At 70.7% G+C, this 13,436-nt stretch carries 13 protein-coding genes; 2 read left to right on the top strand and 11 right to left on the bottom strand.

The genetic code is table 11. The annotated features are described in order from the left end of the window. The first annotated feature begins 28 nt into the window (after positions 1-28). Positions 29-1,000: a sigma-70 family RNA polymerase sigma factor gene (locus DEJ43_RS22855; RefSeq protein ID WP_015035749.1), complete on the top strand. Its 972-nt coding sequence runs from the start codon at positions 29-31 to the stop codon at positions 998-1,000. Here the strand turns inward: DEJ43_RS22855 and DEJ43_RS22850 are convergent. Next, a complete protein-coding gene (locus DEJ43_RS22850; RefSeq protein ID WP_015035748.1) occupies positions 997-1,251 on the bottom strand; it encodes an STAS domain-containing protein in 255 nt (84 codons plus the stop codon). The genes DEJ43_RS22855 and DEJ43_RS22850 overlap by 4 nt on opposite strands. A gap of 89 nt (positions 1,252-1,340) precedes the next feature. Between DEJ43_RS22850 and DEJ43_RS22845 the strand changes: the two genes are divergently transcribed. Continuing rightward, positions 1,341-2,000: an HAD family hydrolase gene (locus tag DEJ43_RS22845; RefSeq protein WP_015035747.1), complete on the top strand. Its 660-nt coding sequence runs from the start codon at positions 1,341-1,343 to the stop codon at positions 1,998-2,000. Here the strand turns inward: DEJ43_RS22845 and DEJ43_RS22840 are convergent. The 10 genes from DEJ43_RS22840 to DEJ43_RS22795 all read right to left on the bottom strand — a co-directional run bounded on the left by DEJ43_RS22840 (position 1,993) and on the right by DEJ43_RS22795 (position 13,428). Further along, positions 1,993-2,583, bottom strand: coding sequence for a Uma2 family endonuclease (locus tag DEJ43_RS22840; protein WP_015035746.1), 591 nt, complete (start codon positions 2,581-2,583; stop codon positions 1,993-1,995). The genes DEJ43_RS22845 and DEJ43_RS22840 overlap by 8 nt on opposite strands. Before the next feature lie 116 nt (positions 2,584-2,699). Beyond that, positions 2,700-3,977 carry a thymidine phosphorylase gene (locus tag DEJ43_RS22835; protein WP_015035745.1) on the bottom strand — a complete coding sequence of 426 codons (1,278 nt, stop codon included), beginning with the start codon at positions 3,975-3,977 and terminating at the stop codon, positions 2,700-2,702. An 80-nt stretch (positions 3,978-4,057) separates the two neighbouring features. Beyond that, positions 4,058-4,462: a cytidine deaminase gene (locus DEJ43_RS22830; protein WP_015035744.1), complete on the bottom strand. Its 405-nt coding sequence runs from the start codon at positions 4,460-4,462 to the stop codon at positions 4,058-4,060. Beyond that, positions 4,459-5,721 carry an ABC transporter permease gene (locus DEJ43_RS22825; protein WP_015035743.1) on the bottom strand — a complete coding sequence of 421 codons (1,263 nt, stop codon included), beginning with the start codon at positions 5,719-5,721 and terminating at the stop codon, positions 4,459-4,461. Before DEJ43_RS22825 ends, DEJ43_RS22830 begins: the two co-directional genes overlap by 4 nt. Next, positions 5,718-6,836 carry an ABC transporter permease gene (locus DEJ43_RS22820; RefSeq protein WP_015035742.1) on the bottom strand — a complete coding sequence of 373 codons (1,119 nt, stop codon included), beginning with the start codon at positions 6,834-6,836 and terminating at the stop codon, positions 5,718-5,720. The genes DEJ43_RS22825 and DEJ43_RS22820 overlap by 4 nt, the downstream gene beginning before the upstream one ends. Further along, positions 6,833-8,545: an ABC transporter ATP-binding protein gene (locus tag DEJ43_RS22815; RefSeq protein ID WP_015035741.1), complete on the bottom strand. Its 1,713-nt coding sequence runs from the start codon at positions 8,543-8,545 to the stop codon at positions 6,833-6,835. The genes DEJ43_RS22820 and DEJ43_RS22815 overlap by 4 nt, the downstream gene beginning before the upstream one ends. Before the next feature lie 117 nt (positions 8,546-8,662). Next, entirely contained in the window at positions 8,663-9,721 is a 1,059-nt protein-coding gene (locus DEJ43_RS22810; protein WP_015035740.1) for a BMP family lipoprotein, read from the bottom strand. A 304-nt stretch (positions 9,722-10,025) separates the two neighbouring features. Beyond that, positions 10,026-11,246, bottom strand: a complete 1,221-nt coding sequence (locus DEJ43_RS22805; RefSeq protein WP_015035739.1) for an amidohydrolase — start codon at positions 11,244-11,246, stop codon at positions 10,026-10,028. Between the two features lie 116 nt (positions 11,247-11,362). Further along, the gene (locus DEJ43_RS22800; protein WP_107499046.1) at positions 11,363-12,538 is read right to left on the bottom strand and encodes a hypothetical protein; all 1,176 of its coding nucleotides are present in this window, start codon (positions 12,536-12,538) and stop codon (positions 11,363-11,365) included. Then, entirely contained in the window at positions 12,535-13,428 is an 894-nt protein-coding gene (locus DEJ43_RS22795; protein ID WP_015035737.1) for an N-acetylneuraminate synthase family protein, read from the bottom strand. Before DEJ43_RS22795 ends, DEJ43_RS22800 begins: the two co-directional genes overlap by 4 nt. Between the last annotated feature and the right edge of the window lie 8 nt (positions 13,429-13,436).

Here is a 13,436-nt window from a genome sequence, read left to right as displayed (position 1 = left end):
GGTGAGGGGTGAGTGGGGTGTGGACCCGATGACCGACGCCGCGACCGCGACGACCGACGAACTCGACAAGTACCGCAGGGAGCTGACCGGTTACTGCTACCGGATGCTCGGCTCGTCCTTCGAGGCGGAGGACGCGGTGCAGGACACGATGGTCCGCGCCTGGAAGGCCATCGACACCTTCGAGGGCCGCTCCTCGCTGCGGTCCTGGCTGTACCGGATCGCCACCAACGTCTGCCTGGACGCGCTGACCGCGGGCAACCGGAGGGCACGGCCGATGGACCTCACCTCACCGACGCCGGTCGCCCAGGCGCAGCTCGTGAAGCAGCCCGAGATCACCTGGCTCGAGCCCGTCCCCGACGGGCGGGTGCTGCCCTCCGTCGCCGACCCGGCCGAGACGGCCGTCTCCCGCGAGACCGTGCGCCTCGCCTTCGTGGCCGCGCTCCAGCACCTGCCGCCGAAGCAGCGGGCCGTGCTCATCCTCCGCGAGGTGCTCGCCTGGAAGGCGAGCGAGGTCGCCGAGCTCCTCGACACCACCGTCGCCTCGGTGAACAGCGCGCTCCAGCGGGCCCGCGCGACCCTGGCCGAGCAGGCGCCCGCCACCTCCGACCCGGCGAACCCCCTCGACGAGGAGCAGAAGGCGCTCCTGGAGCGGTACGTGGCGGCCTTCGAGGGCTACGACATGAAGGCGCTGACCGCGCTCCTCCACGAGGACGCGACCATGTCCATGCCGCCGTACGACCTCTGGCTCCAGGGGCACGACGACATCGTCGGCTGGATGCTGGGCGTCGGCGAGGTGTGCTCCGGCTCGAAGCTGGTGCCGACCGTGGCGAACGGCTCGCCGGCCTTCGCCCAGTACCACCCGGACCCGGCGGGCGGCTTCAGCCCGTGGGCGCTGATCGTCCTGGAACTCCGCGACGGCAAGGTCGCCGGGATGGACTTCTTCCTGGACACGGAGCGCTGGTTCCCGCTGTTCGACCTGCCGGCGCGGCTGGAGGGCTAGGGGTTTCCCAGCGGTCCGTCGAGGCCGGTGAGCAGGAGCAGGGCCCGCAGCTCGGGCCCCGCTCCGTGGAACCGGATGCGGTGCCCTCGGCGTCCGGCGGCGAGTTTCAGCCGGGCGAGGGCGTCGACGGCGGCGAGGTCGGCGGGCGCGACCGCCCCGACCTCGCACACGACGTCCCCCGGCGGGGCGGCCCCGAGCTCGGCACAGAGCCGGGTCACCTCGTCCCGGCCTGGCCGGGCGGTCAGGGTCACGACAAGCGGTTGGCTGGTGTCCACACGGTGGAGGACCGCTCCGCGGACCCAAAGTCATCGGTGATCACCCCCGCCTTAGGGTCGGGGCCATGACTCTTGAACCCGCCGAACTGGTGATCTTCGACTGCGACGGTGTCCTGGTGGACAGCGAGCGGATCTACTGCCGCGTGGACCGGGAGGTGTTCGCGTCCCTCGGGGCGGAGTTCACCGAGATCGAGATGGTCGAGTACTTCGTCGGCTCCTCGCACGACATGCTCACCGCGATCGTGGAGGAGCGCCGGGGCCGCCCGCTGGAGCCCGACTGGCAGGCACCCTTCAAGCAGCGGTACGAGGACGCCCTGGACGCGGAACTGACGGCCGTGGAGGGCGTCACGGACCTCCTGGACGCGCTGGCCGTCCCGTACTGCCTCGCCTCCAACGGCAGCCACGCCTCCATCCGGAAGAACCTCGGCCGCGCGGGGCTCCTGGACCGCTTCGAGGGCCGGATGTTCAGCGCCCGCGACGTCGCCCGGGGCAAGCCCGCCCCGGACCTCTTCCTGCACGCGGCGGCCACGATGGGCGTCCCGCCGGAGCGCTGCGCGGTGGTCGAGGACAGCCCGTACGGCGTCCAGGCGGCCCGGGCGGCCGGCATGCGCGCCTTCGGCTACAGCGGAGGACTGACGCGGGCGGACCGGCTGGCGGGCCCGGGGACGGTGGTCTTCGAGCACATGCGGGAGCTGAGGGGGCTGCTGGGAGCCGGACTCAGCTGACCGGGAACTCCGCCGTGTCGAGGGCGAGGTCGAAGGGGGCGGGGAGGTGGATCTCCTCGCCGAACGGCACGGCACGCAGGACGCGGTAGACGTCGCCCTTCGGCTCTCCGTAGAGGGTCACGGTGGGGCCCCCGGGGGCGTACGCGTCGATGAGCAGGTACAGCGGGACTCCCGCTCGCGCGTACGCGGCCGCCTTCGTAATGCGGTCGTGGTTCGCATTCGAGGGCGAGGTGACCTCGGCGGCCAGCAGGCAGATCTCGGCCGGGATGTAGGAACCGGGTTCGGTGAGAACATCCTCCGGGACAACCACGAGGTCCGGGATGAACATGCCCGAGCGCGAACGGACAGCGATGGACTGGGTCTGGAAGACCGCCCAGTCGTCCGGAATCACGGAGTACAGGCGTCGGTGCACCTTCGACGCCGTGAGGTTGTGGCGGACACTGGGCGACGGTGCCACGGTGATGATCCCCTCGATGATCTCCACCTTGCAGCCCTCGGGCCAGTCCATCGACTCCCAGCGACGGACCAGGTCCTCCCAGCCGTTGCCCTGGCTGTTCTGGGGCTCGGCAGCGAGTGCGCTCATGGTGTGCTCCTCATTCGGTCGTCACCGATCCCAGCATGCCGAACGGGACCGGCGGAGGTCCACCGGTCCCGTTCACCCGAAGGTGTCACTGGCACATGCCAGCGTCGATCAGGGCCTTACGCGATGCGGTCCAGCACGATCGGGTTCGGGGTGAAGGACGTGCCCTCCGCCGCGATGTCCCAGGCCGAGCCCAGCGACTGCAGGGCGTAGTCGAACTTCTCCGGGGTGTCCGTGTGCAGGGTCACCAGCGGCTGGCCCGCCGTCACCGTGTCGCCCGGCTTGGCGTGGAGCTCGACGCCCGCGCCCGCCTGCACCGGGTCCTCCTTGCGGGCGCGGCCCGCGCCCAGGCGCCAGGCGGCGATGCCGATGTCGTACGCGTCGAGGCGGGTGAGGACACCGGACGACGGGGCCGTGACGACGTGCTGCTCGCGGGCGACCGGGAGGGCCGCGTCCGGGTCGCCGCCCTGGGCCGCGATCATCCGCCGCCAGTGGTCCATCGCCGAGCCGTCCGCGAGTGCCTTCGCCGGGTCGGCGTCCTTGATGCCGGCCGCGGCGAGCATCTCGGCCGCCAGCGCGATCGTCAGCTCGACGACGTCCGCCGGGCCGCCGCCCGCGAGGACCTCGACCGACTCACGGACCTCAAGGGCGTTGCCGGCGGTGAGGCCGAGCGGGGTGGACATGTCGGTGAGCAGCGCGACGGTCTTCACGCCGCTGTCGGTGCCGAGGCCGACCATCGTCGAGGCGAGCTCGCGCGCGTCCTCGATGTTCTTCATGAACGCGCCGGTGCCGACCTTGACGTCGAGGACCAGCGAGCCGGTGCCCTCGGCGATCTTCTTCGACATGATCGAGGAGGCGATCAGCGGGATCGCCTCGACCGTGCCGGTGACGTCGCGGAGCGCGTACAGCTTCTTGTCGGCGGGGGCGAGGCCGTCGCCCGCCGCGCAGATGACCGCGCCGGTGGTGTCGAGGACGTGCAGCATCTCCTCGTTGGAGAGCAGCGCGCGCCAGCCGGGGATGGACTCCAGCTTGTCGAGCGTGCCACCGGTGTGGCCGAGGCCGCGCCCGGAGAGCTGCGGGACGGCCGCGCCGCAGGCGGCGACGAGCGGGGCGAGCGGGAGGGTGATCTTGTCACCGACGCCGCCGGTGGAGTGCTTGTCGGCGGTCGGGCGGGACAGGGAGTCGAAGTTCATGCGCTCGCCGCTCGCGATCATCGCCGCCGTCCAGCGGGCGATCTCCGCGCGGTTCATGCCGTTCAGCAGGATGGCCATGGCCAGGGCGGACATCTGCTCGTCGGCGACCGCACCGCGGGTGTAGGCGTCGATGACCCAGTCGATCTGCTCCGGGCTCAGCTCGCCCTTGTCCCGCTTCGTGCGGATGACGGAGATGACGTCCATGGTGGTGCCTCTTTCTACGCGCATAGAGGGGGAAAGGAGGAGCGGCCCTTCCCATCGTGCCGGAAGGGCCGCTCCGAGGATTACTTCGCGAGGTGGTCGGGCCCGAATGCCTGCGGGAGCATCTCGGCCAGGGTGCGGAACCCGGCCGGGGTCTCCAGGACGAGCTCGGGACCCCCGAACTCGTACAGCAGCTGACGGCACCGGCCGCACGGCACCAGGGACTCGCCCCGGCCGTCCACGCAGACGAAGTGGGTCAGCCGGCCGCCGCCGGTGGCCTGGAGCTGCGAGACGAGCCCGCACTCGGCGCACAGGCTGAGCCCGTACGAGGCGTTCTCGACGTTGCAGCCGGAGACCGTCCGCCCGTCGTCGACGAGCGCCGCCGCACCGACCGGGAAGCCCGAGTACGGGGCGTACGCGCGGGCCATGGCCTCGCGGGCCGCGACCCGCAGGGCCTCCCAGTCGGCCTCGGACGGGGCCGTCGTCACTTGCCCTGACCCTTCCGGTAGGGCAGGCCGTCCGCCTTCGGCATCCGCAGGCGCTGCGCCGACAGGGCGAGCACGAGCAGCGTGGTGATGTACGGGGCCGCGTCGACGAACTGGCTCGGGACCTCGTCGGTCAGCGCGTACCAGAGGAAGAACCCGGCCGAGAAGGCCGCGGAGATCACGCCGACCACGTACTTCTTCTTGTACAGCTGCCACAGCGCGGCGATCACCAGGAGCACGGCGACCAGCAGCAGCAGCGCGTGGACGTTCTCGGCGCCGCCGCGGAGCTTGAGGCTGTCGGTGAAGCCGAAGAGGCCGGCGCCGAGCGCCATGCCGCCGGGCATCCAGTTGCCGAAGATCATCGCGGCGAGGCCGATGTAACCGCGGCCGCCGGTCTGGCCCTCCTGGTAGATGCCGGTGGCGACGATCGCGAGGAACGCGCCGCCGAGGCCCGCGAGGGCGCCGGAGGTGGTGACGGCGATGTACTTGTACTTGTAGACGTTCACGCCGAGGGACTCGGCCGCCACCGGGTTCTCACCGCAGGAGCGCAGCCGCAGACCGAAGGCGGTGCGCCAGAGCACCCACCAGGTGGCCGGGATCAGCAGCACGGCGACGATCGTCAGCAGCGACAGGTTGGTGACGAGGCCGCCGAGGATGCCCGCCAGGTCCGAGACGAAGAACCAGTGCTTGGCCTGGAGGTCGGACAGCCAGTCGGAGAGCCCTGGGATCGTGACCTTGGTGATCTGGTCGATGCGCGGGGACTGCTTGGAGGAGCCGCCGTCGGCCTCGGCGAACGTGAAGTTCGACAGGTACTGGGTGAAGCCGACCGCGAGGATGTTGATCGCCACACCGGAGACGATGTGGTTCACGTTGAACGTGACGGTGATGATCGCGTGCAGCAGACCGCCGAGCGCACCGCCGAGGAGACCGAAGAGGACGCCCACCCAGGGGCCCCACTGGTATCCGGCCCAGGCGCCGAACCAGGTGCCGAGCACCATCATGCCTTCGAGGCCGATGTTGACGACGCCCGCGCGCTCGGCCCACAGACCGCCGAGACCGGCGAGGCCGATCGGCACGGCGAGCTGGAGCGCGCCGGAGACCTGGCCCACCGAGGTGAGGTCATTGGCCCCGGAGACGGCCCGGACCAGGGAGAAGAGCAGGAGACCGGCCGCGACGATCAGCATGATCCACGGCAGGGTGAGCTTGCGGCGTCCGCCGCCCTTGGGCGCGGCGCTCGGCTTGGTGACAGTGCCGGTGCTCATGCCGAGACCTCCTTGTCGGTCTTGATGGCGCCGCCGGCGGCGAGTTCCTCGCCGACCTTCTGCTGCTGGCGGCGGAGGCCGTAACGGCGGACGAGCTCGTAGGAGACGACCACGGCGATCACGATGATGCCCTGCATGATCTTGGTGATCTCCTTCGGGTAGCCCTCGGTGTCCAGCGACGAGGAGGCCTTGTCGAGGAACGCGAAGAGCAGGGCCGCGAAGAAGATGCCGACCGGGTGGTTCCGGCCGAGCAGCGCGATGGTGATGGCGGTGAAGCCGACACCGACGGGGAAGTCGAGGCTGTACGTGTGGGACTCGCCGAGCAGCGTCGGCATGCCGGAGAGGCCGGCCAGCGCGCCCGAGAGCAGCATCGAGGTGAGGATCATCTTCTTGGCGTCGACGCCGCTGGCCTGGGCGGCGGACTCGCTGGCGCCGGTGGCGCGCAGGTCGAAGCCGAACCGGGTGCGGTTGAGGACGAACCAGTAGACGACGCCGAGGGCGAGCGCGACGAACGTGAAGCCGTAGATGACTCCGTTGCCCTCGCCCATGTCGATGCCGGGGAACCAGCCGGACTCGGAGATCTCACCGGTGGTGAGGTTGTTCGAGCCGGCCGGCTGGACGCCGAAGTTCTTCGGCAGGATCAGCCAGGCCACCAGCGAGGTCGCGATGGCGTTCAGCATGATCGTCGAGACGACCTCGGAGACGCCGCGGGTGGTCTTCAGGATGCCGGCGATGCCGGACCAGAAGGCGCCGGTCAGCATCGCGACGAGCACGATCACCAGGATGTGCAGCGGGCCGGGCAGCTCGATCGAGGCGCCGACGAGCGCCGAGACCATCGCCGCGAGGCGGTACTGGCCGTCGACACCGATGTTGAACAGGTTCATCCGGAAGCCGATGGCCACCGCCAGCGCCGCCAGGTAGTAGATCCCGGTCTGGTTGACGATCAGGACCTGGATGTCGGCGAACCCGGCGTTGTCGATCATCAGCGTGATCGGCTCGATCGGGTCGAGACCCGTCGCGAGCAGCACCAGCACGGTGAGCACGAACGAGGAGACCAGGGCGAGGACGGGTCCCGCCGCGCCCAGGATCAGCTTGTCCTTGTCGAGTTTCATCATCGGGCGTCACCGTCTCCGGGCTGCTCTTCGTTGCCTTCGAGGTGACCGCTGGCCGCGCCGGTCATGGCGGAGCCCAGCTCCTCGGGCGTGATGGTGGCGGGGTCGGCGTCCGCGACGAGCCTGCCGCGGTACATGACCCGGAGCGTGTCGGAGAGACCGATCAGCTCGTCGAGGTCGGCCGAGATCAACAGCACCGCGAGTCCCTCGCGGCGGGCGTCCCGGATCGCGTCCCAGATCTGCGCCTGCGCGCCGACGTCCACACCACGGGTGGGGTGGGCGGCGATCAGGAACTTGGGCGCGTGGCTCATCTCGCGGCCGACGATCAGCTTCTGCTGGTTGCCGCCGGAGAGGGAGGCCGCGGTGACGTCGATGCCCGGGGTGCGCACGTCGTACTCGCGCACGATCCGCTCGGTGTCCTTGCGGGCGGCCTTCGGGTCGAGGACGCCGCGCTTGGAGTTGGGCGCCTCGGTGACGTGGCCGAGGATGCGGTTCTCCCAGAGGGGGGCTTCAAGGAGCAGGCCGTGGCGGTGGCGGTCCTCGGGGATGTACCCGATGCCGCCCTCGCGGCGCTTGCGCACCGAGACCTTGGAGATGTCGACGCCGTCGAGGGTGATGACACCCGAGTCCGGGGTGGACATGCCCATGAGGGCCTCGATGAGCTCGGTCTGCCCGTTGCCCTCGACACCGGCGATGCCGAGGATCTCGCCCTTGTGGATGGTGAGCGAGATGTCGTCGAGGAGCTTGCGGCCCGCGGCCGTCTCCTCGAGGACGACGACGGTCTTCGCCGGGTCCGGCGGGGCGGCGCTGGTCAGCGGGGTGCCGGCGGCGCCGCTCTCGACCAGCGTCAGGTGCTCGACCTTGAGCATGGGGACGTCGGTGACCGTGGACTCGCGGGTCTCCGGCGAGGGCAGCTCGCTGCCGACCATCAGCTCGGCGAGCTGCTTGGTGGTGGCGGTCTTCGGGTCGGCGGTGCCGACGGTGGTGCCCCGGCGGATGACGGTGATGTCGTCGGCGACCTTCAGGACCTCGCCCAGCTTGTGGGAGATGAAGATGACGGTCAGGCCCTCGGACTTGAGCTCGCGCAGGTTGTCGAAGAGCGCGTCGACCTCCTGCGGGACGAGCACGGCGGTCGGCTCGTCGAGGATGAGGATCTTGGCGCCGCGGTAGAGGACCTTGAGGATCTCCACGCGCTGCCGGTCGGCGACGCCGAGGTCCTCGACGAGGGCGTCCGGGCGGACCCCGAGGCCGTACGCGTCGGAGATCTCCTGGATCTTCCGCCGCGCCTTGGCGCCGATGCCGTAGAGCTTCTCGCCGCCGAGGACGACGTTCTCCAGGACGGTGAGGTTGTCCGCGAGCATGAAGTGCTGGTGCACCATGCCGATGCCGCGGGCGATGGCGTCGCCGGGGCTGGCGAAGGTGACCTGCTGGCCGTCGACCGCGATGGTGCCCTCGTCCGGCTTCTGCATGCCGTAGAGGATCTTCATGAGGGTCGACTTGCCGGCGCCGTTCTCGCCGATGAGGGCGTGCACGGTGCCCTTGCGGACCGTGATGGCGATGTCCTTGTTGGCGACGACGCCGGGGAATCGCTTGGTGATGCCGTGGAGTTCTACGGCAGGGGGGCTGGACGCGTTGATGACGCACTCTCCTTGGCCGGAAGGAGTGGGAGCGGGAGGGCAGGGCGGGGCGAAGCTATCGCGCCAGGGAGACATCTACACGCGTAGCACTGCCGAAAAGTGAAAACCCGTAAGGGAATGGGGCCGGGGCCCGGCTCCAGTGGCGTGCCACCGGGGCCGAGCCCGCGGGCTCAGGTCTTGACCTGCTGGTCCTTACGGAGCGGTCTTGACCGTGATCTTGCCGTCGACGATGTCCTTCTTCGCCTTGTCCACCGCGGCGATGAGGTCCGTCATCTTCTTGTACTCCGGGTTGGAGTCGGACAGGCCGACGCCGTCCGTGGCGAGGCCGTAGCGGATCTCACCGGTCTGCGGCTTGCCGTCCTTGACCGACTTGATCAGGTTGAAGACGGAGTCCGAGACGTCCTTGGTGACCGAGGTCAGGATCTTCGCCTTGTACGAGGCGAGGCCGGCCTGGTTGTACTGGTCGGAGTCGACACCGATCGCCCACTTGCCGGCGGTCGCGGCGGCCTCGATCGAGCCGGAACCGGCCAGACCGGCGGCGGCGTAGATCACGTCGGCGCCCTTGTCGAGCTGGCCCTCGGCGGCGGCCTTGCCCAGGTCGGGCTTGGAGAAGCCGTCGAAGTTCGGCGGCTGGGTCAGGTACTGGACGAGGACCTTCGCCTTGGGGTTGGTGTCCTTGACGCCCTGCGCGAAGCCCGCCTCGAACTTCTTGATCAGCGGAACCTCGACACCGCCGATGAAGCCGACCGTGCCGGTCTTGGACGCCTTGGCGGCGGCGACGCCGGCCAGGTAGGAGCCCTGCTCCTCGTTGAAGACGAGGTTGGCGATGTTCGGGCCGGTCTTCGACGTGTCGTCGATGAGGCCGAAGGTGGTCTTCGGGTAGGCCTTGGCGACCTTCTCGATGGCCGGCGCGTAGGCGAAGCCGACGCCGATGACCGGGTTGTTGCCCGCGCGGGCGAGAGCGGTGAGGCGCTGCACCTTGTCGGCGTCGCCCTCACCCTCCGAGGGCTCGGCCTCGGCGCCCTTGACGCCGAGCTCGTCCTCGGCCTTCTTCAGGCCCGCGTAGGCGGCGTCGTTGAACGACTGGTCGCCGCGGCCACCGATGTCGTACGCGATGGCGGCCTTGGTCGTCTTGGAGTCCGTGCTCGAGCTGGAGCCGGAGTCCGTCGAAGACTTGCCACACGCGGTGGCGGAGAGGGCGAGCGCCGCGGAGGCGATGCCCACGGTCGTGATCCTGGTGATCCGGCGCAAGAGGAGGGTCCCTTCAAGACTGACCGAAAGCGCCTCTTCCGGCGCTGGTTTCGCGGCGATCGTAACGCGCGTAGATGTCAGTTAAAGACCCGTTCATGAGTCGTTATCGGATCGTCGCGAACCGGCCAGTCGAGGCGACCGGGGGCGTTCGGCCCGGTACCGCCGGTTATATCGGGTGGCGGGAATGCCGGTGGAGGTGTCCGGGCGCGCCACGCCGGGTCGCTGGGCCGAAGGAGGGAGGGCGCTCGGCCGAACGGATGAGGGTTCCGCCCGGCCGGGAATCAGCCCCTCCGGGTGGCCGGAATCAGTGCCGCTGGGTCGCGTCGATCAGGGACGCGGCCGTGAAGAGCTCCACCGCGGCCTCGATGCAGCGCTCGTCCACGTCGAAGTCCCCGGCGTGCAGGTCGCGGACGCGGGTGTCGCCCGGGGTGCGGACGCCGAGCCGGGCCATGGCGCCGGGGACGTGCTCCAGGTACCAGGAGAAGTCCTCGCCGCCGAGGCTCTGCTCGGTGTCCTCGATCGCGTGCGCGCCGCGGCGGGCGGTCATGGCGGCCTGCAGCAGCTCGGTGACGGCCGGGTCGTTGACGACCGGGGGGACGCCCCGGACGTAGGTGACGGTCGACTTCGCGCGGTGCAGGGTCGCGATCTCGTCGATGGCCGCGTGGACCAGGTCGGGGGCCTCCCGCCAGGTGGGCAGGTCGAGGCAGCGGACGGTGCCGGAGAGCTCGGCGTGCTGGGGGATGACGTTGCACGCGTGGCCGGACTCGATGCGGCCCCAGGTGACCGAGAGTCCTGAGCGGGCGTCGACGCGGCGGCTCAGGACGCCGGGGACGTCGACGGCGACCCGGGCGGCGGCGGTGACGAGGTCGGTGGTGAGGTGGGGGCGGGCGGTGTGGCCGCCGGGTCCGTCGAGGGTGACTTCGAGCCGGTCGCAGGCGGAGGTGATGGGGCCGGTCCGGAGCCCGATCTTCCCGGCGTCGACCTTGGGGTCGCAGTGGACGGCGATGATCCGGCCGACCCCGTCCAGGACGCCGGCCTCGACGGCGTCGGCGGCGCCGCCGGGGAGGACCTCCTCGGCGGGCTGGAACAGGAGCCGCACGGGGGCCGGGAGGAGGCCCTGCCGGTCGAGCTCGGCGAGGACGAGTCCGGCGCCGAGGACGGTGGTGGTGTGGACGTCGTGTCCGCAGGCGTGTGCGCGGTTGGCCACGGTGGAGCGGTAGGCGACGGTCTTGACGTCGGGGATGGGCAGCGCGTCGAGGTCGGCGCGGATCGCGAGCATGGGCCTGCCCGGGTCGCGGGTGCCGATGTCACAGATGAGTCCGGTGCCGCCCGGCAGGACCTTGGGCGCGAGGCCGGCCGCCTCCAGGCGGGCCTTGAGCGCGGCGGTCGTACGGAACTCCTGGTTCCCGAGCTCGGGGTGCATGTGCAAGTCCCTGCGGAACGCGATCAGTTCGACGCGCAGGGGTTCGGACAGCGTTCCGGGCAGGGTGGCGGAGCCTGGCTCACGGGACTTCAACTGGTTCACCCTTTGAAGGGTATGCCTCCCGGGAGGTCAACTGCCCGTTGATCACGAAAAGTTCAGCCCGTTAGGGGAAAGAATCTCGGTTTGGCAGGCATGAAGCCCGTTCCATATGGGTACGCTCAGCCGAATTCGAGCCGGTCGGCCGGGCCCGCCGTCCGCGAGGTCAGCCGGTCCACCTCGTGGGCCGCCGTGCCGGTCACCCGCGACAGGAAGCCCTGGGCGCGCGGGGAGGCGGTCGCCCGCAGCCACTCGGGCGCGATCTCGCACACCGCGACCCTCACCCCGGTGCCGGCCAGCGCCAGCGGCAGGGTGTGCACCACCGTGGACGGGAAGCTGACGACCGTACGCCCGATGGGACCGCGCCGGGCGATCAGCTCCAGCGGCAACTCCGGCCGGACCACCTGCAGGCCCGTCTCGACCGCGATCCGGTGCAGCTTCTCCGCGCTCTCCCTGCGGTGCGCGAAGTAGCGGGTGGCGCCGTGGGTACGGGCCAGCTCGCCCACCACCCGGTCGTAGTGCCCGGCCTCGACCACACCCGTCTCGACCAGCGAGGTGCCCACCAGGTCCGCGCCGCCGGTCAGCCGCGGCGGGCCGAAGCGGGTCCGGGTCCAGGCAAAGGAGTTCTCGGTGACCGTGATGCCCTCGGGGGCCTCGACGGGCAGCGAGGTGAAGATCTCGACCGTACGGCCCCGGGTCGGCGCGAGGCGCCGCTTGGCGAACGAGGACACCGGGGCGAGCACCAGCTCGCGCGGGTCGAGGGCGCTGCCCTTGCGGTGCCAGCGCACCAGCCGCTCGCCCCGGCCGAGCTGGGCGGCGAACTCCATGGTGGCGGTGCCGTCGTCGACCACGGTCAGGTGCCGGGGGCCGAACAGGGTCAGCAGCAGCTGGACGTACCGGGAGAACGGGTCCCCGACGATCACCCGCTCCGCGGAGCGCAGCGGCCGGGCGAGCTCGCGCAGGGTGCGGACGAGCGCGCCCCGGCCGCGGCGGGCCTCCTGCCAGTGGACGGTGAGGCCTTCGTCGCGGGCCAGCTGGGCCATCCGGCGCAGCTGGCCCCGCGACATGGGGTCGGTCGGCGAGAGGACGACGACCGTCAGGGCGGGCGGGGCGGCTGCCCCGCCCTGAGTGGCGTCCGTCGAGGGGGTCGCCCGCACGGACGCGCCGGCGTCCGCGGAGCCGGGCGCGCCCGTGGGCGCGACGGAGGGAGCTCCCGTGGCGACCGCCCGGGTGTGCGCCCATTCCAGGACGTTGAGGAGCTGGACCGGGCTCTCGACGAACGCCAGCTGGCCGGTCATGCGGCGACGAGCCCCTGGACCCGGCGGAGCTTCTTCATCGGGCCGAGCTCCGACTCGTACACCTTCTTGACGCCGTCGCCGAGGGCGGTCTCGATGGTGCGGATGTCGCGGACGAGGCGCTGCAGGCCCTGCGGCTCGACGGAGGCGGCCTGGTCGGAGCCCCACATGGCGCGGTCGAGGGTGATGTGGCGCTCGACGAACGCGGCGCCGAGGGCGACGGCGGCCAGCGTGGTCTGGAGGCCGGTCTCGTGGCCGGAGTAGCCGATCGGGACGTTCGGGTACTCCTCCTGGAGCGTCTGGATGACGCGCAGGTTGAGCTCCTCCGCCTTGGCCGGGTAGGTCGAGGTGGCGTGGCAGAGCAGGATGTTGGCGCTGCCGAGGACCTCGACGGCGTGCCGGATCTGCTCCGGGGTCGACATGCCGGTGGAGAGGATGACCGTGCGGCCGGTGGCGCGCAGCGCGCGCAGCAGCTCGTCGTCGGTGAGGGAGGCGGAGGCGACCTTGTGGGCCGGGACGTCGAACTTCTCCAGGAAGGCGACGGCCTCGGTGTCCCACGGGGAGGCGAACCAGTCGATGCCGCGCTTCTTGCAGTGCTCGTCGATGGCGCGGTACTGGGTCTCGTCGAACTCCACGCGGTGGCGGTAGTCGATGTAGGTCATCCGGCCCCAGGGGGTGTCGCGCTCGATGTCCCACTGGTCGCGCGGGGTGCAGATCTCCGGGGTGCGCTTCTGGAACTTGACGGCGTCGCAGCCGGCCTCGGCGGCGACGTCGATGAGCGCGAAGGCGTTGTCGAGGTCACCGTTGTGGTTGATGCCGATCTCGCCGGTGATGTAGACGGACTGGCCCGGGCCGGCGGTCTTGGAGCCGAGGGTGCGAAGTCGGGTGTTCATGGTGCTGA

This window comes from Streptomyces venezuelae ATCC 10712 (genome assembly GCF_008639165.1).
Lineage (GTDB): Bacteria > Actinomycetota > Actinomycetes > Streptomycetales > Streptomycetaceae > Streptomyces > Streptomyces venezuelae.
This window is presented reverse-complemented; position numbering and strand designations above follow the sequence as displayed.